The sequence below is a fragment of the Sphingomonas sp. EC-HK361 genome (assembly GCF_902498785.1).
Lineage (GTDB): Bacteria > Pseudomonadota > Alphaproteobacteria > Sphingomonadales > Sphingomonadaceae > Sphingomonas.
Map to the genome: position 1 here is coordinate 1 of NZ_LR701490.1, position 21,755 is coordinate 21,755.

Consider the following 21,755-nt stretch of genomic DNA (forward strand, 5'->3'; position numbering starts at 1 on the left):
AGAAATGGCGGCGGGTCTGCCGCCGGATATCCTTCACCACCCGCTCGGCAGAGGCCTTCACCAGCGATTTTGCATTGGAGGATTTGGGCTTCATCTTCGTTCCTTCGTCACTACGACGAAGCCCAAATCCTCCTTACATCACAACCTCAAATCTGTGCCATTGGCGCTGACGGCGGACATGAGCGAGACCTCAATCCCCGTCGGCGGGATCGCGATGGGTGGCGATTGCGGTGTCGCCAAGGTCGACGTCTCATCGGACGGCGGGCGGACTTGGTACAAAACGCAGCTCGGCCCCGATTACGGCAAATACAGCTTCCGGCGCTGGGACGGGCAAATCCCGCTCCATCCCGGTCGCGTGCCGATCATGAGCCGATGCTGGAATACCGCCGGGGTCGCGCAACCGATGCAGCCGATCTGGAACCCCGGCGGCTTCATGCGCGGCAATATCGAAACCACGACGATTGTCGCAGGCTGAGGGAGCGAAGCAGATGAAAGTCCCCTCGCTCGGAACGCTGGCCTTTGCCGGGGTCGGTCTGTTCGCCGTCATCCTCATAGCGATCGGCGCGCCGCACGACCGACCGCCGCCTGTCGCGACGGCCACGTCGAGCCCATCGCCATCCAGCGTCACCGCACGCGGTTTTACGCTAACCTCGACCAGCGTCGATTTGCCGATCGACGAGCAGCAATATCCCGATGGGCCGCACGCCGACGTCATCAATGCGAACTGCACGTCATGCCATTCGCCGAGCATGGCGATGACCCAGCCGAAGCTGACCGCCGATCAGTGGATGGCGACCGTTACCAAGATGCGGGACGTCTATCATGCGCCGGTCGCGGCCAAAGACGTAGACGCGATCGTTGAGTATTTGCTCGCCATGCCGACGCAAAAGGCTGACGGCGCTGGTCAGCCCGCACCGGGTTCGAAGAGCCCGCCGAAATCCTCCGCCGCCTCCGACGCGTCGGGCTAAAGGAGCAACTCGTGCCTTACGTCCGCGTTATCCCGCGATTGGAATTGGCGGCGAGGTCTGCATGACGCGGTGTGTGATAGTGACTGGGGCGGAATCCGGCATCGGGGCGGCGTGCGCCGAGGCCTTTGGCCGGTGCGGTGACAAGGTCGCGGTGTGCTACTTCGACAACACCACAGAGGCGGCAACGACCGTCACCGCCGTCGAGAAGGCCGGCGGCACCGCATTGGCCGTGCAATGCGACGTCGGCGATGAGACGTCGGTCGCCCGTGCGTTCGACACGATCGAAAAGGCCTGGGGTGCGGCGTCCGTGCTGGTCAATTCCGCTGGACTCAACATGAGTGGTGTGACCGTCCGCGATATGACTCTTCAGCAATGGCGCCGCCTGCTCGACACCGATCTGACCGGCGCGTTCCTGACCTCGCGCCGCTTTCTCACCGCACGCGACGCGACCGTGCCTGCCTCCATCGTCCACATATCCTCGATTCACGCTTATGCCGTGCGCGCCGGTGGCGCGGATTATTGCGCGGCCAAGGGCGGGCTCTCCAATCTGGTCGAGACGATGGCGATCGAGGAGGCCGCCCACGGCGTGCGCGTCAACGCCGTCGAACCAGGCATGATCCTGACGCCGATGAATGCTCGGGCGGAGACTGATACAGCGTATCGCAAGACCCTGACCGACAACATCCCGATGGGGCGTGCTGGCCAGCCGGAAGAGGTCGCGACACTGGTGCGCTGGTTGTCGTCTGAGGAAGCGAGCTACATCACGGGCGCACGTATCGCGATCGATGGCGGTCTCTCGCTGATGCAGGCGCTCGGCGCATGACGGCCGGCAAGGATGCGGTGATCGCCGCTCATGCGCCGATCGACTTCAACGTGCGCGACATCCAGCCGGTGATGCTCGACGGCCCGCCTGCGCTGATTGAGCGGGACTGGATGAGCCCCTATGTCTGGCAGGACAACAACGGCCGTCTGGGCATAATGGTGCGAGCGGTTCCGAAATCGGACGTGGAGAAGTCCGACACCGGTGTGATCTGGGCCGGGTGGAGCGACGACGGCACGACCTTCACGATGCTTCCCGAGCCCGCGATCATCCCCGGCCCTGATGAAGTCCAGGCCGGCGGTGTCGAGGACCCGACCGTCCTGCAGCGCGAGGATGGCAGCTACGTCGTCTATTATACCGGCGTCACCGCCGACATGGCACACGGCGAGTTGTTCTATGCAGTCGGCCCCTCGATCGACCGACTGACAAAAACGGGTATCGCGCTCGCATCGTCGAAGTCGGAAGGTAACACGAAAGAAGCAACCGTCATGCGCACCGCCGATGGCGAGTGGCGGTTGTTCTATGAATATGCCGAGGACAACGCGTCGCGGATCGGCCTTGCGTTGGGGCCGGATGTCGCCGGCCCGTGGGACGAGCAACCCACCCCGCTGCGCCCGCGCGACGACAGCTGGGATAACTGGCATTTGTCCACCGGCCCGATCCTGACCGATCATCCCGACTGGCCGGTCATGTTCTACAATGGCGCGACGGCGGACGCGCGGTGGCGCATCGGATGGGCGGTGTTCGATCGTGGCTGCACCCGCATAGTCGATCGCGGTATCGAACCGCTGATCGTGCCCCCGCCCGCGACCGACAGAACTGCCACCGACATCGCCTTCGCGGCCTCCGCGATAGTGCAAGACGGGCAGATCTGGCTCTATTATTCGCTTGAGGATCGGAAGCTGGCGCGGGCCAGGATCAGGCGAAGCTGAGCTCCCTCACATCGCCAGCATCCACACCGCCATCGCGACCATCATGACGTTCTCGGTCAGCGAAACGAAGCCGAGCGGCACCTTGCTCGATCCGCCGACACACGCGCACTTGATATCGCGCCGGTCGATATAGACCGCCTTGAATACCGACACCGAACCGATCCCGCCGATGATCAGCGCCAGCGGGGCCGAAAACCAGGTCAGCACGCCTGCGGTCATCAGCACACCGGCGGCGCCTTCCGCGAACGGGTAGATATAGGCGTAGGGCACCCAGCGCCGCGCCAGCATATCGTAGCCGAGGAACATGCTCGAGAAGCCCTCGACATCCTGCAGCTTCAGCAGCGCCAGCACGCACATGCTGAGCGAGATGAACCACTCGCCCGCGCGGATCGTCAGCGGCGTCCCGAAGGCGGCCTGGCTGACGCCGAGCGCCATCAGCGCGGTCATCGCAAAGACCGCACTGACCGGGATATAGCTGGGCGCGTTGGGATCGCGGACCTTCTTGCCGAAGAACCGGCGTAGGTCGTCATAGCCGCCGACCCGCGCGCCATCGATGAACGTCTGGGGTGTCGTCGCCACGCCATGCTCAGCCTTGAACGCGTCGGTTTCGGCGCGGGTCTTCAGCCAGCGGTCGTCGACGTCATACCCCTGACTCTCGAGGAGATACTTCGCCTTCAATCCATAGGGGCAGACGTGCTCCGGCATCACCATCCGATAGATCGTCGCGCGTTTTTCGGTGATCGTGTTCATGTAGGGCCTCGCCTTGATGAAAGCTGGATCCCATCCATATAGCGACCGTACTATAGTACGGGGTCAAGGGATGGGCGGACTTACCATCGGAGCCCTAGCAAACGCGGGCGGTGTCGGGGTGGAGACGATCCGCTACTACCAGCGCCGCGGGCTGCTCGCGGAACCCGCCAAGTCCAGCGGCACCCGCCGGTACTCCGATGCCGACGTGCGCCGCTTGCGCTTCATCCGGTCTGCGCAATCGGCAGGTTTCACGCTCGAGGAGATTCGCGAGCTGCTTGACCTAGACGTCGTGAATGACCGGGCGCGGGCTCGCGAACTGGCCAGCGCCCGCGTTGAAGCGTTGGACGTCAGGATTCTGGAATTGCAATCGGCTCGAAAGGCGCTTGCTCAACTCGTGCATGATTGCGCGAATGATCGATCTGAGGTTTGTCCGATATTGTCGGCGTTTGACGGTTAAAGCGGAATTTCCGTGAAGAAATTTAGCGGCAGCTTTTGTGCCGCGACAGATCGATCTCGAACGGCCGACTTTGGGGCACGATGCCGACCATCAGCCCAGATGGGGCGCGGACGTCCACTGCCACCCAGTAGCGGACATTCCGAGGGCTTGGGGGTGACCGCGGATTATGTGCCGGTTATGTGAGACCGCTAATGACGATCGGAAGTCGATCAGCCTTCAGGAGAGTATGCGTGCTTTTTCACACCATGGTCGGATCGAACGACATTGAACGGTCCAAGCGCTTCTACGACACGGTGCTCGGCACCTTGGGTGCAGGGGAAGGAACGCGGAACATCGCCGACAGCGGCCATACACGTCTGATCTACAACAACGGCAACGGGACCAACTTCATCGTCAGCCAGCCGATCAACGACGAACCGGCAAGCGTCGCCAACGGCAGCACCGTCGCCTTTTCCTGCGACTCGCCCGAGCAGGTGAAGCAGCTTCACGATACCGCCGTTGCCGCTGGCGGGACCTCGATCGAAGCTCCGCCCGGACCGCGCGAGACTGCCTCCATGGGCACCATCGAACTGGCCTATTTTCGTGACCCCGACGGTAACAAACTGTGCGGCATTCATTTTCCTGCCTGATCCGTCCGACACCAGTCCGCTTCCGACCCTAGCGGACCTCGATCATGCGATCCCGCGAATGTCCGCTTTCCACCCGAAGCTGTCGTTATCGCGCGCCCGCTAGCGAATGTCAGCTTTCAGGATCGCCGATCGCCGCGCTGAACGACTGAAATTAGGGCGCCTAGCAGACCCGATGGCATTGTGTGAGTCGATGGGATTCGGGTCGACAGCTCGCTCTCGAACGGCGCTAACGCCACACGTTTCAAAACTTATCCTGAGCGTTTAATTGAGACCTGCCTACACCGCAATCGGGATCATAGATTTCGGCCCGGGTGGCTGAGCGGATCGGATTTGCAGATAGGCCGGATTGAACCGGCCAAGATCAGCCAAAGCCGTCTCGTGGAGAATGTCCAGGCGCTGATCCTGAAGCGCGATCAGACCGAGCGTACGAATTTCCTGTAGCGCACGGTTGGTGTGGATCGACGTCAGACCGCAGGCATCGGCGATGTCGGCCTGAGTCAGCGGAAAGTCGCAGCTCCCGCCATCGACCATGCCTACCATCGCGAGCCGCGTGTGAAGCTCGCATAGCAGGTGCGCGATGCGTTGCTTGGCGCTGCGATGGCCGACATTGATCGTCCAGGCCCGCTGGATCGCCGCCGAAACCAACGATTCCCACCACAGTCCCTGACTTGTGCGCGGCTGAGTCAGCGCAAGCTCATTGATTGCGCCGCGATCGAGCCCGGCAACCAGCGCCGGTCCGATAGAAGCGATGCTCTGGTCGATCGCGGTCATCAGGAACACGTCGAAATCACAAATGTCGCCGGGAATGTAAAAGGCGACGATGCGGCGGCGTCCGTCTGGCTGTTGACTATACCGGCATGCCCAACCGGAAAGCAGCACCTGCATCTCGCTCGGCGTGGACCCCTCTTCCACCAGGGCCGTGCGTGCGGCCAGCCGCCGGACGCTCCGCCCGAGACACCGATCGAGCGTCGCCCGTTCGTCGCCGTTCAGCCGCACATGATGATCGAGCTTGCGGGCAAGCGCGCTACCCGTCGGTAGAGAACCGGATGGTTCATCGACCATAGCGGCCGTGACAAATGAAGGTTCAAGCAACATCATGTCGAGCTACGGGCAAAAACGGGCGAAGCTGCATGAATCCCTGTCTATTTTCTCCGATCCACGGTTCGTCCGAAGAATCCAACGGCTCACTTGAAGACGCCACTAATCACGATTAGCAGCGGCGCTTTGCTACGGATCCATGCGGTGCGCGGCTTACCGACGAATAGCTTGCGCGCGTGCTAATCCGGATCAGTGTTCGTCGTCGAAAAGCGGCCGTTGTCGTTCATCGTCGGCTGGAACGACGCTGTCGCACCAGCCGTTTTGTTTCCCGAGATCAGGATGTGATTTCGACCATTCAGGACGGTCGCAGGCTCTGATCCGCAACGAAGCAAGAATTTACAGGAGAAGCTCTCATGGCCATCCTTTCCAGCCTGTTTGGCGGCGACGACAGCGACAGCAGCAGCTCGTCCAGCCTGCTCGGTGTCCTCGACGCCGTCGGTTCGGTCGATGCCTCGCATTCGAGCTACGACCAGTCGACCGACAGTGATGGCAGCAGCCACACCAGCGCGGATTCGAGCGAGTTCGGCGCCAATCTGGATGTCGGCAGCCTGCTGTCGAACATCACCGACAATTTCTCGGATTCGAGCTCGGATCACAGTGGCATCTTCGGCTGATCACTGTTCCTCGCGGGCAGGCCCGGCATCGCTATCGCGGTGCCGGGTTCTTGCCGTGTCCAGGCGGAAGCGCTGATGCCGAAGCCTTCAGGACCGCGCCCGGATCGTGTTACGCCCGTCCACGACGGAGCGAATGATCTCGCGACGTTCGGGGCGTTGCCGGTTGCGCTGATCGCTGCGCCGGCGCTGGCGGAGACCGGACCGACGATCGCGCCGCCCGCCGCCCGGATGGCATTCGCGCCAGCCGGACACGACGCGGGCGCGGAGCATGGCGATCAAGCGGCCGCGCCGCCTCTGTCCGGCTCCCATGCACTGGCGCCGTCTCCAGCCGGCAGCGCAATGACCGCACCACTGGCGCTGGTCGCGACAGGCCCGGGCACCATTCATGCAGCGCCCACGGCCGGACCACCGCAATCGGCCGGCATCGCCACCTTCGTCCCGATGCCACACGGCAGTGGCGCGATCGTCGCCGCCGCGCCGGTGGTCACCGATGCAACCCACACCGCGATCGACACAGCGGCTCCGGCAGCAGCGATGCCGGCCGGGGAGTCGATCGAATCGATGCACGCGTCGGTCGCGGCAATGCAGGAGGCGCTCACCGCGCTGGCCGAACGGCTCCCGCCCGTGCCCGGCACGGTGGCGGCCGATCATCTGGCCGATGCGGCCGCTGCCACATTGGGCAGCGCAAGCGCGACCATCGATCATCTCGGCAGCAGCGCAGGCATGCTGATCGAATCGGTGGCGGATACGCTCGACCATGTCGTCAGCGGGGCACCGGATGTAAGTGGCATCGTGTCCGATGTCGGCGCGACCCTGTCGAACGTCGCCGATCTCACCGCCGGTCTCACCCCGGCCAGCGGCGGCATCGTTGCGCCGGTGGAGGCCACGCTCGATCACGTAGTAGCGGCGGCATCGGATGTCGGCTCCGTTGTCTCTACCGCCACCACAGCCCTGAGCGATGCGACCGATGCCGTGGCGTCAGCAACCGCGCCGGTGCTCGATCATATCGCCGGCGCCGATCCGGTCGGCGGGATCGCGACGCTGGTCGGGATGGTCAGCGCCGCCGACGCATTCAACCTGCACGATGCGGGGAGCGATGCCGGGGCGGCGCTGGCGCCAGCATTGGGGATCGCGGGATCGGTCGATCTGCTGGCAGACGTCGTGCCGCACGAAGCGCTGCTCGGCATCGGCGATCATCACGGCGACGGGATCGCCGGGATCGATCTCCACGATGGACTGTTCGGGCACGGATGACAGAACGCAAACCCTTGAGCCAAAAGCTGCGCAAAGGCCTGGCGCGCGGTTCGCGCTCGCTCGATCCGACGAGCCCGGACTATGATTCGAAGGACGAGTTCGCCGCCGCGCTCCGCCAGACCAAGGGGCTACTGTGGACCGCCGGACTGTTCAGCGGCGCGGTAAATCTGCTGTTCCTCGCCTCGCCTATCTACCTCGTCCAGGTCTACAACCGCGTCATTCCCAGCGGCAGCATGGCGACATTGGTGGGCCTGAGCATCGCGCTCGCGCTCGCGCTGACGACGATGGCGGTGCTTGATGCGGCGCGCGCGCGCGTGCTGGTGCGGGCGGCGGCGCGGGTCGACCGGTTGCTCTCGCCGCGCGTCTTCCAGGCGATCGTCGACCTGGGGCAGAAGGTCGGCGCGTCACAGCGCAATGCCCAGCCACTGCGCGATCTCGATCAGTTCCGCAGCGCGCTGGCGGGCCACGGCGCACAGTTCTTCTTCGACGTGCCGTGGATGCCGCTGTTCCTGATCGCGCTGTTCGTCGTCCATCCGGTGCTAGGGGCTGCGGCGACGGCGGGCGCGCTGCTGCTGATCGGCCTTGCGTTCCTGAACGATCGCACGACGCGGGAGAGCGCGCGGCTGGCGGCGGACGCGGCGACGCGCAGCTATCACTTCACCGATGCGATCGCGCGCCATGCCGATCCGGTCCACGCGATGGGGATGGACCATGCGCTCGCCGATCGCTGGCGCGTCGACCGCGACACGATGATGCGCAAGCAGGCGGTGGGGAGCGATCGCAACGCCGATTTCACTTCCGCGATCCGGCTGCTGCGGCTTGCCATGCAGGGCATGATGCTCGGATTGGGCGCGTGGCTGGTGGTGCGCGGATCGATCCTGCCGGCATCGATCTTCGCTGCCAACATGATGCTTGGCCGCGCGCTCGCGCCGCTGGAGGTCGCGGTCGGCGGCTGGCGGCAGATCGCGCAGGCACTGTCGGCCGGCCGGCGCGTCCAGCGTATCCTGATCGAGGCGCCGGCGCACCGCGACCGCGTCGAGCCGCCGTTCGAGGGCGTAGGACTCTCGGTCGAAGGCGTCAGCTTCACCCCCGCCGGCGCGCAGCGTCCCGCCCTTCGCACGATCGATCTGACGATCGCGCCCGGCGAGGCGATCGGCATCGTCGGGCCGAGCGGCGCCGGCAAAAGCTGCCTCGCGCGGCTGATCGTGGCCGCGCGTATGCCGGGCGCCGGGCGCGTCACGATCGGCGGCCTCGAAAGCCGCCACTGGTCGCGCGCCATGCTCGCCCGCAATATCGGCTATCTCCCACAGGACGTCGGCCTCTTCCCCGGCACGCTGCGCGACAATATCGCCCGCTTCGGTGAGGAGGCGAGCGACGCCCAAGTGATCGACGCGGCGAAGCGCGCCAATGTCCATGACATGATCCTGACGCTTCCCGAGGCGTATGAGACCCGCGTCGACGAAGGCGGCGCGGGGCTGTCGGGCGGGCAGCGCCAGCGAATCGGGCTGGCGCGTGCCTTGTTCGGCGATCCCAAATTGCTGGTGCTCGACGAACCCAATGCGCATTTGGATGCGGACGGGGAGGAAGCGCTGGCGGTCGCGCTTCAAGACCTCAAGCGCGCGGGCTCGACGATCATCCTGATCGCACACCGACTGAACCCGGTCGCACATGTCGACCGCGTCGTCGTGCTCTCGCACGGCGAGTTGCAGCTCGACGGTCCGAGGGCGCGCGTCTTCCGCAAGGTGCGCACCGAGCTGGTCGAATCGATCGCGCGCGAACCGGTGGCCGCACGATGAAGCTCGATTTCCTATCGATCGGTGGCGGCGGCCCCGCCGGCCACGGCGCGCACCGCTTCGATCTGTTCGCGCCGCGCAGCACCGAGCCGCCGCCGCTCGACGATGCGCGTCACATCATCCGCGTCGGCATCATCACCGCCGCGCTGTTCTTCGGGCTGTTGCTGCTGTTCTCGGTCGCCGCGCCGATCTCGGGCGCCGCGGTCGCCTCGGGCGAGGTCGCGACGGCGGGCACCGCGATCGTCGTCCAGCCGGAAACCAGCGGACTCGTGACACAGGTGCTCGTCAGCGAAGGACAGCACGTCGCCGCCGGACAGCCGCTCGTGCGGATGAACGGCGTCCGGTCCGGCGCGGCGGCCGAGCAAGCACAGGCCAAGCGCGATGCGCTCCGCGCGCTCCAGGCACGCCTGATCGCCGAACGCGACGGCGCGGACACGGTCGCTTTCCCGCCCGATCTCACCCAGCGGATGGCCGATCCGAACGTCGCGTCCGCCGTCGCCGCGCAAAACGCGATCTTCAAGCGCCATCACGACATCCTCGCCGCCGACCGCAGCATCGCAGTGACCCAAAGCGATACGGCCGCAGCGCAGCGATCGGGCGCGCGCAAACAGCTCGCGCTCATCAACGACGAGCTCGCCGGCATCCGCCAGCTCTACGCCAAGGGCTATGCCCGGAAGACCCAGGTCCGGTCGCTCGAGCGAGCGGCCGCCGAATTGCAGGCCGAAAGCGCGACCGCCGGCAGCTCGGTCGCGCGTTCCAACCTGGAACGCGCCAAGCTCGCGGACGAACAGACGATGCAGACGGTCAGCCAATTGGCGCAGGTCGACGAGCAGCTCGCGCAGGTCGATCCGGCACTGCGCGTGACGCAATATGACGCCAACCGCGACGTGCTGCGCGCGCCGGCGGCCGGACGTGTGTCGGGACTCGCCAAGATCGGCCCCGGCACCGTGCTGGGCGGCGGGCGCACGGTGATGGAGCTGGTCCCCGACGGCCGCGCGCTGATCGTCGAGGCAAACATCAAACCCGCCGATATCGATGACGTTCGCGTCGGCTCCCCCGCCACGCTGCGTTTCACGACGATCAATCCGCGCGGCAGTTCCAGCTTCAACGGCAAGGTGGTCGCGCTGTCGCCGATGCAACTGACGACACCGCAAGGCGCTGCCTATTTCCGTGCCCAGATCGCGGTGAGCGACCCGGCTGCGTTGAAACGCGAACATGTCGCGCTGCGACCGGGCGTTCCCGTGACCGTTCACGTGAAGACGCATGCGCGGACGCTGTTCGACTATCTGTTCACGCCACTCGAGGATGCGGCGAGCGGGGCATTCCGAGAAGAGTAATTTGAGTTTAGCGGGCGCGGCAATTCTATTGTCGATGAGGTTCAAGCAGGAGCAGGTTGCTGTGGTGAACGTCAGCTTCTAAGATTCGACGATGCATTCTCGAACGACGGATATGGGGCGCATAACAGCAGTGGCTCATTCCCGCCCGTGACCTAGCAAGCCAGCAAATCCAAAGTCTCGCTTGCTCCGGCCTCCTTCTCCCGACATCAGGCGCCGATGATCGGAACGCCCTCTCAGCTATCTTTGGAATGTGAGAACGCGCCACTTTTTGCGACGTTGAGCGACGACCTTCGGCAGCTGGCCGCCAATGATCGTATCCGTATATTGAAGCCGAGAGCAGGCATCGACATCTCGTCGAACGACTATCTCGGTCTCAGCCATTCGGCCCTGCTGGCACAGGCGATTACCGATGCCGTCGCGCGTGGCGTCTCGGTGGGATCGGGCGGATCGCGGCTATTGCGCGGCAACGACCCCGAGCATGAGGCGCTGGAGGAGGAAGCGGCGGCATATTTCGGCAGCGAGACCACTTTGTATTTCGCGACCGGTTACACCGCCAACGCTGCGTTGCTGGCGACCCTGCCACAACGCGGCGACTTGATCATCCATGACGCGCTGATCCACGCCAGTATGCATGAGGGATTGAGGTTGAGCCGTGCCCAAGGTGTCGCCGCCGGTCATAACGATCCGACGCGCATCGAGCGGGCGATTACGGACTGGCGCACCGCCGGCGGCATGGGCAGTCCATGGATCGCGGTGGAGAGCCTCTACAGCATGGACGGCGATCGCGCGCCAATCGCCGACCTGGTCGCGATCGCGGACCGTCACGATGCGGTGCTGATGATCGATGAAGCGCATGCGACCGGCGTGTTCGGCGTGGGCGGGCGGGGACTGGCCGCCGACCTCGACGGACGCCCCAACGTCATCACCCTGCGAACCTGCGGCAAGGCGCTGGGATGCGAAGGCGCACTGGTGTGCGCACCACGCGTAGTGCGCGACTTCCTCGTCAATCGCGGACGCGCCTTCATCTTCTCGACCGCCCCGTCACCGCTGATGGCAAGCGCGGTCCGCGCGAGCCTGCGCCTGCTCGACACCGAGCCCGAACGCCGCGACCGGCTGGCGGCGCTGATCGCCCATGCCGCGACGGCGCTAGCGCCGCTCGGCATCGCGCCGACCGGATCGCAGATCATTCCCATCATCCTCGGCAACGATGCACACGCGATGGCCGCAGCCGACTCGCTGCAAGCGCGGGGGTTCGATGTGCGCGGTATCCGGCCGCCGACTGTGCCGGTGGGTACGGCACGTTTGCGGCTGTCGATCACGCTCAACGTCGATACGGCCGCGATTGACGCGCTGGCCGACGCGCTGGCGACCGTGCTGTGACCGCGATCGTCATCACGGCGACGGGAACCGATATCGGCAAGACCGTCCTCGCCGCCGCACTGACCGCGGCGCTCGACGGGTGCTACTGGAAGCCGGTCCAGGCCGGGCTCGACGACGGTACCGATCGCGCAAGGGTCGCCGCGCTGACCAGCTTGCCGGAACATCGGCTGCTCCCCGAAGCCTACCGCCTCACTACGCCATGCTCGCCACATCGAGCGGCGGAGATCGACGGCGTGACGATCGACATCGACAGGCTGCAACCGCCCGCTTGCGACCGCCCGCTGGTGATCGAAGGCGCCGGCGGTGCGCTGGTGCCGTTCACGCGCGACACGGCCTTCGCGGATCTGGTCGCGCGCTGGCAGTTACCCGCCGTGCTGGTCGCAGCAACCACCTTGGGCACGATCAGCCACAGCCTCACCGCGATCGAGGCATTGCGCGTGCGGGGCGTCACTGTACGCGGCGTGGCGTTCGTCGGCGACGCCGTGGAGGACAGCGAGGCGACGATCGCGGCGATGGGTAACGTCAAACGGCTGGGCCGCCTGCCCTTACTCGACCCGCTCGGTCACGAAACATTGTCGGCCGCGTTCGCCGCCAATTTCGACGTGGCGGATTTCCGATGAGCGGCAGCCCGGTCTGGCACCCCTTCACGCAGCATGGCCTAGACGAGCCGATCCCGCTCGTCACGCGTGCCGAGGGCGCAGCGCTCCACACCGCCGACGGCCGGCGTATCATCGACGCAATCTCATCCTGGTGGGTGACGACGCACGGCCATTGCCATCCCCGGATCATGGCGGCGATTGCGGCGCAGACCGAGCGGATCGACCAGATCATCTATGCCGGCTGGACGCATGAGCCCGCCGAAACGCTGGCGCGCGGGCTGACCGCGATCATGCCGCCCGCGCTCGAATACGTCTTCTATTCGGACAGCGGATCGACCAGCGTCGAGGTCGCGCTAAAGATGGCATTGGGATTCTGGGCCAATCGCGGCGAGCCCCGACATCGCGTGCTGGTGATGGAGCACAGCTATCATGGCGACACGATCGGCGCGATGTCGGTCGGCGCACGCGGTGTGTTCAACCAGGCGTACGCGCCATTGCTGTTCGACGTCGGCACGATACCGTTCCCTGCTAACAGCGCCGAGCAGGTCACGCTGGACGCGCTGGAGGCAGCATGTCGTGAGCGCCCCGTCGCGTTCATCGTCGAGCCGCTGATCCTCGGCGCGGGCGGTATGCTGATCTATCCGCCCGCGGTGCTAGCGGAGATGCGGTCGATCTGCGCGCGCCACAACGTGCTGTTCATCGCAGACGAAGTGATGACCGGCTGGGGCCGGGCGGGCACGTTGCTGGCGTGCGAACAGGCCGACGTGATCCCCGACATCCTTTGCCTGTCGAAGGGCCTGACCGGCGGATCGGTGCCGCTGGCCGTCACGATGGCGACGCGTCCGATTTACGACGCGCACCTGTCCGACGATCGATCGAAGATGTTCTTCCACTCGTCGAGCTACACCGCCAATCCGATCGCATGCGCCGCCGCAGTCGCAAACCTCGAGATTTGGCGCGACGAACCGGTATTGGCGCGCATCGCCGACCTCGCTGAGCGTCAGGCGGTGCGGCTGGCGGCGGTCCAGGGCGTGGTCGGCAAGCGCCAGATCGGCACGATCACCGCGATGGAAATCCCGGTGTCGGATCACGGTTACCTCGCGAGTGTCGGGCCGGCGCTGTCTCGGCAGTTCCGCAACCGGAACGTGCTGCTACGCCCGCTGGGCAATACCATCTATGTCATGCCGCCCTACTGTATCGACGATCCGGATTTGGACACCGTGTACGACGCCATAACTGGCGCCGGCCGGCACCTCAGCGGATGACCGCCTTTCGACATCGACAAGTCGCCTTTGAACGTCCGAATTTGGGGCGCATTGCCGTCCCATTCGTGAGCGACCCATCCGATAACGGACAGGCCGCTCACAAGTCAGATCTTGGTTCGCTCGGCCAAAAGTAAAGCATCTTCGATATCGACGCCAAGATACCGGACCGTATTTTCGATTTTGGTGTGCCCAAGCAATATCTGGATTGCCCTCAGGTTACCGGTGGCCTTGTAGATCATCGCAGCCTTCGTCCGGCGCATCGAATGCGTGCCGTATTCGGCGCGCTTGAGCCCGATCGCGGCCACCCATTCGTCGACGAGCCGAGCATATTGTCTCGTACTCAAATGCCCTGTGTGGTTGACGCGACTTGGGAATGCGTAGTCATCGACGGAACCTCCGCGGCGTTCGAGCCAGGTCAAAAGGCTCGACCGAACATCAGCCGTTAGCTCAAATTGAACGGGCCGCCCGTTTTTTGCTGAATGACGATCGCGCGAGTTCGGATCTCGGCGCCCGAGGTCACATCGCCGAGCTTGATTTTGACCAGATCGCAACCACGCAACTTGCTATCTATCGCGAGGTCAAAAGCGCTCGGTCGCGAAGCCCTCCCTCCCGTTCGAGGAAAAAGCGAACCGCCCATATCTGCTTCTGGGTAAGGGGCCGCTTGGTGCCGACCATTCTACCGGCATTCCAAGCCGGACGTGCCTGGAAGGCAGGATCGTATCTTGAATATCCCATGATCATTCTCCTTGGCCTCGATTGGCCAAGGAAAGAGTAAGCGGGCTGAAACGCATAAGACCGAAACTGCCTAACGTGCGATCGATCTCGCCCAGAATTTGATCGTATCACCCGCGATCAACTGACCCGGGCAACAGATTGTCCAACGACCAAGCCCCACCGCCACGCACGATCAGCGGTAGCAGCAGCGCCGCCCAGCTGAGATGGGTGGGCCAGGCGTCGGGATAGACGAAGATCTCGATCACCGCCGTCATGCCGAGCAGCGCCAGCGCGGCGGGGCGCGTGAGCAGGCCGAGGACGAGCAGGATCGGGAACAGATGCTCCGAGTAGGTCGCGGCGTGGGCGGCGATATCGGGCGGGATGAGCGGCAGCGCATATTCAGTGCGAAACAGTTCGTAGGTGCCGTCAGTGATTTGCAGCCAGCCGTCGACCTTGGTGCGGCCGGACTGGAAGAACACCGCAGCGATGCCGAGCCGCGCGAGCAGGAGCAGCAGGTCGTCCGGCACGCGGGCCGATAGCCGGCGCACGGTGCGCGCGGAGCTGGCGAATTTCGCGATCATGATAAATCCCCCGGGCAAGGAGCCGGGCGACCGGAGCCGCCCGGCGGGCGATCACGCCTTGGGCGTCAGTGAGCCGAAGCCCTTGGGCGTCTTGGTCTTGGTGCAGGTGCCGGCCTTGACCAGTTTCCAGGCATTGCCCTGGTAATTGACCTTGGACGTGCCGGCGCAGCTGGTGCCGGCCCCGGCCTTGCAGTCGTTCTTGCCCGCCAGGCTCACGCCGTAGCATTTCTCCATCGGCTTGGCCGACTGCGCGTTGGTGGCGCCGGCGGTGACGGCGATGGCGAGCGCCAGCGTTGCCGCCAGCGTGGTGTTGGTAACGGACATCGTCATTCCTTTCGAGAGAGACAGGATCGCGGCCGGGTTCCCCAGGAGGGCAAGGAACCTGGCCGCCCGTGACCGTTCGGGAGGGGGCGAGCCGGTCACAACGCTGGTTCGGGGCGGCGATGCGGTCGGTTACGCCGGTCGCTTAGAAACAATTTTCGCGCCGGTCGTCGGCGTGCGTGTAACCATTGGCGCGTGGCGACGAACATCCAGGCGGGAGCGCGGATGCGAGCGGACGAAAGCCAGTTGCGGGCATGGATGACGGGCGGCCTCGATGGGGTCGCCGCCGATCACGCCTGCCTGCTGCGCGCGCTCGTGCCGCTGCTCACCGCCTTCTATCGCCGGCGCGTCGCCGGTGCCGACGAGATCGAGGATCTGGTGCAGGAAACGCTCATCGCCGTTCACACCCGCCGCGCGACCTATGACCGCGACCGTGCGTTCACGGCGTGGCTGTTCGCGATCGCGCGCTACAAGATGATCGACCATTTCCGGCGCAACCGCCGCACCGTGCCGATCGAGGGGCTGGAGGACATATTGGTCGCGGAAGGGTTCGAGACCGCGAGCAACGCGCGGCTGGATGTCGACGGCCTGCTCGCGACCCTGCCGCCCAAGCAGGAACGGATGATCCGCGCGACCCAGCTCGACGGTCACAGCGTCGCCGACACCGCCGCCGCCAGCGGCTATGGCGAGTCCGACGTGAAGGTATCGGTCCATCGCGGGATCAGGGCGCTGACCGCGCGCATCCGGGGCGGTGCGGCATGAACACCGATCAGCTCATCAATCGCCTAGCCAGCGACGTGCCGCCGGTGCGCCCGCACGCGGTCGGGCGTCGGCTCACGACCGGCGTCGTGGTCGGCGCGATCGTGTCGTTCGCGATCATCCTGGCGACGATCGGCACCCGGCCTGACCTGGGGCTGGCGATGCGCGGCTTCTCGTTCTGGATGAAATGGGCCTATACGCTTTCGCTCTCGGGGATCGCGATCTACGCTACCGCGCGGCTGGCGCGGCCCGACCCCGGCAGCCTGCGCGGACTGTGGCTGATCGCGATCCCGGTGGCGCTGCTCGCCGCGATCGGCGCGTTGGAACTGGTGCGGACGCCGCCGGGCGACTGGCTCGCGATGTGGCTCGGCCATAGCTGGAGCAAATGCCCGTGGCTGGTGCTCGGGCTGGCGATGCCGATCTTCATCGGCCTGCTCTGGTCGTTCCGGCAGCTGGCCCCGACCCGGCTGCGGGCGGCCGGCGCGGCGGCGGGGCTGGCGGCGGGAGCCTTCGCGGCGACGGTCTATTGCCTGCATTGTCCGGAGGTGTCGGCGATCTTCGTGCTGACCTGGTATTCGCTCGGCATCCTGCTCGCCGCCTCGCTCGGCGCGCTGCTCGGGCCAAAATTGCTGCGCTGGTGATGTAACCGGCGCGGGTCCGCCGACGAACTGGACGATGCCACCATCGGCACAATTGTTCGGGGAGATCCCATCATGATTACCATGCGCACCGGCGTCAGCTTCGCCGCCTCCGCCGCCCTCGTCGCGATGAGCGCGGCCGCGGTTCCGACCGCCGCCGTCGCCAAGGGCAGCGCGGCCCAGGTCCATTGCTACGGCGTCAACAGCTGCAAGGGCACCTCCGACTGCAAGACCGCGCACAACGACTGCAAGGGCCAGAACGACTGCAAGGGCCACGGCTTCAAGGCGATGACCGCCAAGGCGTGCAAGACCGCCGGCGGCAGCCTGACCGCGCCGAACTGACCGGTTCAGGCCCGGCTGGACGTCGGCCGGGCCTGAAACTCCCTTGGGATTGCTCGCATGACACCTGTCCCCGCCTTCGGCCTCGGCCTGCGCAAGCCGCATTATGCCCCGTTTCTGGAGCACCGCGTAGCCGTCGATTTCGTCGAGGTGATCTCGGAGAATTTCATGATCGACGGCGGCCGCCCGCGCCACATCCTGCGCGCGGTGCGCGAACGCTATCCGGTCGCGCTGCACGGCGTATCCATGTCGGTCGGGTCGGCCGAGGGCGTCGACCGCGCCTATCTCGCACGGCTGCGGGCGCTGGTCGACGAGATCGCGCCGCTGTTCGTGTCGGATCACCTATGCTGGACCCGCACCGGCGGGTTCAATTCGCACGATCTGCTGCCGCTGCCCTATACCGACGAGGCGCTCGATGTGGTCAGCGCCAACGTGTCGATTGCGCAGGACGCGCTGGGCCGCGCGATGCTGGTCGAGAACCCGTCCAGCTATGTCGCGTTCGACGGCTCGACCATGACCGAATGGGAGTTTCTCGACGCCTTGTGCGCGCGCACCGGCTGCGGCCTGCTGCTCGACGTCAACAACGTCTTCGTCAGCGCCGCGAACCACGGGTTCGATGCCCGGGACTATCTCGACGGCATCCCGGCGGAGCGGGTCCGCCAGATCCACCTCGCCGGTCACAGCCAGGGCGAGGCGCTGCTGATCGACACCCACGACAGCCCGGTTTGCGCTTCGGTCTGGGACCTTTATGCCCATATCCTGCCGAGCCTCGGCCCGGTCGCGACGATGATCGAGCGCGACGACGACATCCCGCCGTTGCACGAGCTGCTTGCGGAACTGGACCGCGCGCGCGCGATCGGCGCCGCCACGCCGCGGCTGGCGGCATGAACCTCGCCGAGACCCAGCGCGCGTTCGGCGCGTGGCTGCATACGGGCGCCGCGCCGCGCTTCGGCGGGCGGGCGCGGGCGGGCCTGCGCGTCTATCGCAACACCTATCGCGCGCAGCTCGCCGCCTGTCTGGAGGAGAGCTTTCCGCACACGCTGCGCTGGATCGGCGGCGAGGCCTTCCACGCCGCGATCGTCGCGCACGTCACGCACGTACCACCGAGCAGCTGGACGCTCGACGCCTATGCGCGCGATTTTCCGGAGACGCTCGGGATGCTTTACCCGGCTGACCCCGAGGTCGCCGAGCTCGCGACGATCGAGCGCGCGCTCGGCGACGCCTTCGTCGGCGCCGATGCCGCGCCGGTGTCTGCCGCGATGCTGGCGGACGTGGACTGGGACCGGGCGGTCCTGCGCCTCACGCCGACCCTCGACCTCGTCCCCGCGACGACCAACGCCACCGCAATTTGGCGCGCACTGGATGCTGGCGAAATTCCGCCGCCTGCGGAATTGCTGGCCGACCCGGCAACGATCCTGATCTGGCGGCAAGACCTGATGTCGTGTTTCCGGACGATCGACACCGCGGAAGAGCAGGCGATCCGCCGCGCGCGAGCCGGATCGCCGTTCGCCGCCTTGTGCGCCGCGCTCGTCGACGCCCATGGCGCGGAGGACGGCGTCGCGCTCGCCGGCAATTATCTCGGTCGATGGCTCGCCGACGGGCTCATCACCGACATCGAAGGAGACGAACCATGCGAACGCTAGCGACTCTCATCGCCATCGCCCTGACGACCGGCCCGGCGTTCGCCGCCGATCCCGCGCACCCCGCGGTGGTCGAACTGTATCAGAGCCAGGGATGTTCCTCATGTCCGCCCGCCGACCTGGTCTTGAACGCGCTGGCCGATCGCCCCGACGTGCTCGCGCTGAGTTTCGCCGTCACCTATTGGGATCAGCTCGGCTGGAAGGATACCTTCGGCAGCCCGGCCTTCACCACGCGTCAGTGGGACTATGCCCATGCCGGCGGGCGCGGCAACGTCGCCACGCCGCAGGTCGTCATCAACGGGCGCGGCGTCGTCACCGGCAACCGCCGGGCCGATATCGATGCCGCCATCCGCCGGTTCGATCGCGGCGCCGGCGGGCCGGGCATCGGCGGTGACGGACGGGCGGTGACCGTCGGCGCGGGCGCCGGCAAGGGCACGTTGTGGCTGGTCCGCTACGATCCGCGCACGATCGCCGTGCCGATCCGCGCCGGCGAGAATGGCGGGCGCACCATTCCCCACCGCAACATCGTCCGCCAGTTGATCGCGCTCGGTCCGTGGACCGGGACGCCGGCGCGCTATGCGCTGCCGGCGGCGCCACGCGGACTGGCGACGGCCGTGCTGCTCCAGGCCGGAAAGGGCGGCCCGATCGTCGCAGCCCGTCGGCTATGATCCGCCGGCGCGATGTCGCCGGCCTGCTGCTGGCGGCGCCCTTCGCCACCGCCGCCTGCTCGGAAGAGGTCGTGACGCCGACGACGAAGCGCGCCGATGGATTTTCCTATCTGCCGGGGATCACCACGAAGGAGCCGCTAATCGCGCCCAGGGGCCGACCGATCAAGGTCGCGTTCGCGATCAATCCCGGTGTGCAGGCGATCGATGTGGCCGGACCGTGGGAGGTGTTTCAGGACACCTATCTGCCGGACGCGCAGGAACCGGCATTCGCCCAGTTCACCGTTTCGGATGAGGCCAAGCCAGTCCGTGGATCGGGAGGCCTCGCGCTGGTCCCCGACTTCACGCCCGCGGACGACCCCATTCCAGACGTGATCGTGGTGCCGCATTTCGACCGGCCCAGCCCGTTCACGCGCGAGGTATCCGCTATACACACCTGGATCCGGCGCGCTCACGATCGCGGGGCGCTGACCATGTCGATCTGCACCGGCGCGTTCCAGCTCGCCAGGACCGGCCTGCTCGATCACATCCCGATGACCACCAACCGGCTGGCGTCGGACAATTTCGCCCGAACCTTTCCGCACATCGACCTGCGCCCCGGACCGCGCTTCGTGGAAGCGGGCCGGATCGCGACCGCCGGCGGCCTCAGCGCCGGGATCGATCTCGCGCTGCGCACGGTTGCCCGCTACTTCGGCGACGAGGTTGCCCGGCAGACCGCTGACCGGATGGAATATGCAGGCGAAGGATGGCAAACTTAACGGCCGCTTATGGGAGCGTTGGGTTCGTGTATTAACGACCGATTGTGGGGCGCGTAGTTGCCATCCCTAGCTTCATGAACAGGCGTCCGCTTGCACCATGCGACGTCCGAAAGCGGACGGGCCGCTTCCCACCAGAATCAACTCAAAATCGGACGATCTGCCCACTAATAGTGATCGCCCCATCGAAGGGACGTAGCCTTCCACAAACTTTGATATGCAGGCAGGACGCCATCCAGTCATCACTCAAAGTCTATGGCTGCTCCCGAGACCGGCATGTCGGGCCTGTTCCTCGTTACCCACCGCTCCCACGCCGCCCGACCCTGCTGAGCGGTGCGCACGTCGCACCATTCGCTGCACAGCGAGTGCCATAGCTGTTCGGATCGCGGCGTGGGGATGCCGTTGATGAAATTCAGTCCATTTTGTGCGTAGCGACCGGGCTTCGTCCTGCGGGTGCGTGCCGCGATGATCATACGGCCCACGCGGTGCTGGTCGTCGCCTTCGGCATGATCGCGAATCTGATAGCGGGTGCGCTCGGCGACGACGAGCGAGGCGCGCTCCACCAAATCGCGGTTGCTAGCCGCAGCGTTCGCGTAAGCGAGCGCCTCCAGGTCGCGCAGGAAAATGTCGCGGTCGACGATGACGATCCTGTAGCCCGCTTCGAGATCGGCCGCGAGCTCTATCAGATATTTGGCATAACCGCGGGGCGTGAACTTGGTCAGGGCGCGCAGTTCGAACTGGAACGATCCGTCACCACGGTGATGGACGACGAGCGTGTCGTCGACTGCGGTCAGGCGATGGCGATAGTGCCTTGCCTCGTGCATCGGGAACAGAACGATGAGCTTGGTAGGGTGAGTCTTCATAGGACGATTCTGTGGTATCGGGACGAGGGGTGCGCCAACGCAGAGCTCACCGCTTCAGTAATCCAGCCAACGGTCGTTCGACGCCGCGAAGGGTGTGCCGCCATAGATGAGGTGCTGAAGCGTGGCTTGACCGCGGGCGATGCCGAGCATCTTCCAAGCCTTGCCGAACGGTGGACGATCGGTCTCGATCAGCCCCTGCGCGCCAATCTCGATGCAGGGACCCTCACCGCGGTCCGGCACGAAATGGAGCGAGCCTATCTGCGGAAGCCACAGCCGATACCGCTCAAGCAACCTCGCGCCGCCATCGCGTAGCAGGACGACATCAAACTGAAACCGGTGGCCGGACTTGAACGGATCAACATAGGTTGCCGCCACAGAAACGCCATGCTCAAGCGCCAGCGGCTTTGTCCGCCGTCAGCGCCAATGGCACAGATTTGAGGTTGTGATGTAAGGAGGATTTGGGCTTCGTCGTAGTGACGAAGGAACGAAGATGAAGCCCAAATCCTCCAATGCAAAATCGCTGGTGAAGGCCTCTGCCGAGCGGGTGGTGAAGGATATCCGGCGGCAGACCCGCCGCCATTTCT

Annotated in this window: 25 protein-coding genes and 2 pseudogenes; 20 read left to right on the top strand and 7 right to left on the bottom strand. The window is 65.6% G+C overall.

Features of this window, described 5'->3' with window-relative positions:
- Positions 1-184: 184 nt before the first annotated feature.
- From BOS5A_RS00075 to BOS5A_RS00090, 4 genes and pseudogenes are all read left to right on the top strand, one after another.
- Positions 185-475 (top strand): annotated as a pseudogene (locus BOS5A_RS00075) (molybdopterin-dependent oxidoreductase); the annotation flags it as partial.
- Between the two features lie 13 nt (positions 476-488).
- A complete protein-coding gene (locus BOS5A_RS00080) occupies positions 489-968 on the top strand; it encodes a c-type cytochrome (protein WP_151953197.1) in 480 nt (159 codons plus the stop codon).
- Positions 969-1,044: 76 nt separating this feature from the next.
- Complete coding sequence (locus tag BOS5A_RS00085; RefSeq protein WP_151953219.1) at positions 1,045-1,791, top strand: SDR family NAD(P)-dependent oxidoreductase; 747 nt, start codon at positions 1,045-1,047, stop codon at positions 1,789-1,791.
- Positions 1,788-2,720 (top strand): glycosidase, encoded by a 933-nt coding sequence (locus tag BOS5A_RS00090; protein ID WP_151953198.1) that lies wholly within the window; start codon positions 1,788-1,790, stop codon positions 2,718-2,720. The genes BOS5A_RS00085 and BOS5A_RS00090 overlap by 4 nt, the downstream gene beginning before the upstream one ends.
- Before the next feature lie 6 nt (positions 2,721-2,726).
- On the opposite strand, the gene BOS5A_RS00095 is transcribed toward BOS5A_RS00090, so the two are convergent.
- Complete coding sequence (locus tag BOS5A_RS00095) at positions 2,727-3,470, bottom strand: MauE/DoxX family redox-associated membrane protein (protein ID WP_151953199.1); 744 nt, start codon at positions 3,468-3,470, stop codon at positions 2,727-2,729.
- Positions 3,471-3,540: 70 nt separating this feature from the next.
- Between BOS5A_RS00095 and BOS5A_RS00100 the strand changes: the two genes are divergently transcribed.
- Both BOS5A_RS00100 and BOS5A_RS00105 read left to right on the top strand, forming a co-directional pair.
- Positions 3,541-3,927: a MerR family transcriptional regulator gene (locus BOS5A_RS00100; RefSeq protein WP_151953200.1), complete on the top strand. Its 387-nt coding sequence runs from the start codon at positions 3,541-3,543 to the stop codon at positions 3,925-3,927.
- Positions 3,928-4,157: 230 nt separating this feature from the next.
- Positions 4,158-4,556, top strand: coding sequence for a VOC family protein (locus BOS5A_RS00105; RefSeq protein ID WP_056422467.1), 399 nt, complete (start codon positions 4,158-4,160; stop codon positions 4,554-4,556).
- Positions 4,557-4,832: 276 nt separating this feature from the next.
- Here the strand turns inward: BOS5A_RS00105 and BOS5A_RS00110 are convergent, their stop codons facing one another.
- A complete protein-coding gene (locus tag BOS5A_RS00110; protein WP_151953201.1) occupies positions 4,833-5,654 on the bottom strand; it encodes a Crp/Fnr family transcriptional regulator in 822 nt (273 codons plus the stop codon).
- Between the two features lie 353 nt (positions 5,655-6,007).
- Here BOS5A_RS00110 and BOS5A_RS00115 point away from each other — a divergent pair, with 353 nt between their 5' ends.
- From BOS5A_RS00115 to BOS5A_RS00145, 7 genes are all read left to right on the top strand, one after another.
- Positions 6,008-6,268 (top strand): hypothetical protein, encoded by a 261-nt coding sequence (locus BOS5A_RS00115; protein WP_151953202.1) that lies wholly within the window; start codon positions 6,008-6,010, stop codon positions 6,266-6,268.
- Positions 6,269-6,343: 75 nt separating this feature from the next.
- A complete protein-coding gene (locus BOS5A_RS00120; RefSeq protein ID WP_151953203.1) occupies positions 6,344-7,522 on the top strand; it encodes a hypothetical protein in 1,179 nt (392 codons plus the stop codon).
- 14 nt (positions 7,523-7,536) lie between these two features.
- On the top strand, positions 7,537-9,318 hold the full coding sequence (locus BOS5A_RS00125) for a type I secretion system permease/ATPase (RefSeq protein WP_199857144.1): 1,782 nt from the start codon (positions 7,537-7,539) through the stop codon (positions 9,316-9,318).
- Positions 9,315-10,652, top strand: a complete 1,338-nt coding sequence (locus BOS5A_RS00130; RefSeq protein ID WP_151953205.1) for an HlyD family type I secretion periplasmic adaptor subunit — start codon at positions 9,315-9,317, stop codon at positions 10,650-10,652. The genes BOS5A_RS00125 and BOS5A_RS00130 overlap by 4 nt, the downstream gene beginning before the upstream one ends.
- Positions 10,653-10,928: 276 nt before the next feature.
- The gene (locus BOS5A_RS00135; protein WP_234419112.1) at positions 10,929-12,032 is read left to right on the top strand and encodes an 8-amino-7-oxononanoate synthase; all 1,104 of its coding nucleotides are present in this window, start codon (positions 10,929-10,931) and stop codon (positions 12,030-12,032) included.
- Positions 12,029-12,652, top strand: a complete 624-nt coding sequence (gene bioD, locus BOS5A_RS00140; protein ID WP_151953207.1) for a dethiobiotin synthase — start codon at positions 12,029-12,031, stop codon at positions 12,650-12,652. The genes BOS5A_RS00135 and bioD overlap by 4 nt, the downstream gene beginning before the upstream one ends.
- Positions 12,649-13,896: an adenosylmethionine--8-amino-7-oxononanoate transaminase gene (locus tag BOS5A_RS00145; RefSeq protein WP_151953208.1), complete on the top strand. Its 1,248-nt coding sequence runs from the start codon at positions 12,649-12,651 to the stop codon at positions 13,894-13,896. The genes bioD and BOS5A_RS00145 overlap by 4 nt, the downstream gene beginning before the upstream one ends.
- Positions 13,897-14,000: 104 nt before the next feature.
- Here BOS5A_RS00145 and BOS5A_RS00150 read toward each other — a convergent pair.
- The 3 genes and pseudogenes from BOS5A_RS00150 to BOS5A_RS00160 all read right to left on the bottom strand — a co-directional run bounded on the left by BOS5A_RS00150 (position 14,001) and on the right by BOS5A_RS00160 (position 15,515).
- Positions 14,001-14,631: pseudogene (locus BOS5A_RS00150) on the bottom strand (tyrosine-type recombinase/integrase).
- A 107-nt stretch (positions 14,632-14,738) separates the two neighbouring features.
- The gene (locus BOS5A_RS00155; protein ID WP_151953209.1) at positions 14,739-15,191 is read right to left on the bottom strand and encodes a DoxX family protein; all 453 of its coding nucleotides are present in this window, start codon (positions 15,189-15,191) and stop codon (positions 14,739-14,741) included.
- Between the two features lie 51 nt (positions 15,192-15,242).
- Positions 15,243-15,515 carry a BufA1 family periplasmic bufferin-type metallophore gene (locus BOS5A_RS00160; RefSeq protein ID WP_151953210.1) on the bottom strand — a complete coding sequence of 91 codons (273 nt, stop codon included), beginning with the start codon at positions 15,513-15,515 and terminating at the stop codon, positions 15,243-15,245.
- A 222-nt stretch (positions 15,516-15,737) separates the two neighbouring features.
- Here BOS5A_RS00160 and BOS5A_RS00165 point away from each other — a divergent pair, with 222 nt between their 5' ends.
- From BOS5A_RS00165 to BOS5A_RS00195, 7 genes are all read left to right on the top strand, one after another.
- On the top strand, positions 15,738-16,274 hold the full coding sequence (locus BOS5A_RS00165; protein WP_151953220.1) for a sigma-70 family RNA polymerase sigma factor: 537 nt from the start codon (positions 15,738-15,740) through the stop codon (positions 16,272-16,274).
- Positions 16,271-16,912, top strand: coding sequence for a DUF1109 domain-containing protein (locus BOS5A_RS00170; protein WP_151953211.1), 642 nt, complete (start codon positions 16,271-16,273; stop codon positions 16,910-16,912). The genes BOS5A_RS00165 and BOS5A_RS00170 overlap by 4 nt, the downstream gene beginning before the upstream one ends.
- 72 nt (positions 16,913-16,984) lie before the next feature.
- Entirely contained in the window at positions 16,985-17,251 is a 267-nt protein-coding gene (bufA2, locus tag BOS5A_RS00175; RefSeq protein WP_151953212.1) for a BufA2 family periplasmic bufferin-type metallophore, read from the top strand.
- A gap of 57 nt (positions 17,252-17,308) precedes the next feature.
- Complete coding sequence (bufB, locus tag BOS5A_RS00180; protein ID WP_151953213.1) at positions 17,309-18,136, top strand: MNIO family bufferin maturase; 828 nt, start codon at positions 17,309-17,311, stop codon at positions 18,134-18,136.
- On the top strand, positions 18,133-18,891 hold the full coding sequence (locus BOS5A_RS00185; protein WP_151953214.1) for an HvfC/BufC N-terminal domain-containing protein: 759 nt from the start codon (positions 18,133-18,135) through the stop codon (positions 18,889-18,891). Before bufB ends, BOS5A_RS00185 begins: the two co-directional genes overlap by 4 nt.
- Positions 18,879-19,556: a DUF1223 domain-containing protein gene (locus tag BOS5A_RS00190; protein WP_151953215.1), complete on the top strand. Its 678-nt coding sequence runs from the start codon at positions 18,879-18,881 to the stop codon at positions 19,554-19,556. The genes BOS5A_RS00185 and BOS5A_RS00190 overlap by 13 nt, the downstream gene beginning before the upstream one ends.
- Positions 19,553-20,311, top strand: a complete 759-nt coding sequence (locus BOS5A_RS00195; protein ID WP_151953216.1) for a DJ-1/PfpI family protein — start codon at positions 19,553-19,555, stop codon at positions 20,309-20,311. Before BOS5A_RS00190 ends, BOS5A_RS00195 begins: the two co-directional genes overlap by 4 nt.
- Before the next feature lie 239 nt (positions 20,312-20,550).
- Here the strand turns inward: BOS5A_RS00195 and BOS5A_RS00200 are convergent, their stop codons facing one another.
- Positions 20,551-21,171, bottom strand: coding sequence for a hypothetical protein (locus BOS5A_RS00200; protein ID WP_151953217.1), 621 nt, complete (start codon positions 21,169-21,171; stop codon positions 20,551-20,553).
- Between the two features lie 54 nt (positions 21,172-21,225).
- The gene (locus BOS5A_RS00205) at positions 21,226-21,546 is read right to left on the bottom strand and encodes a hypothetical protein (RefSeq protein ID WP_199857145.1); all 321 of its coding nucleotides are present in this window, start codon (positions 21,544-21,546) and stop codon (positions 21,226-21,228) included.
- Positions 21,547-21,755 lie beyond the last annotated feature (209 nt).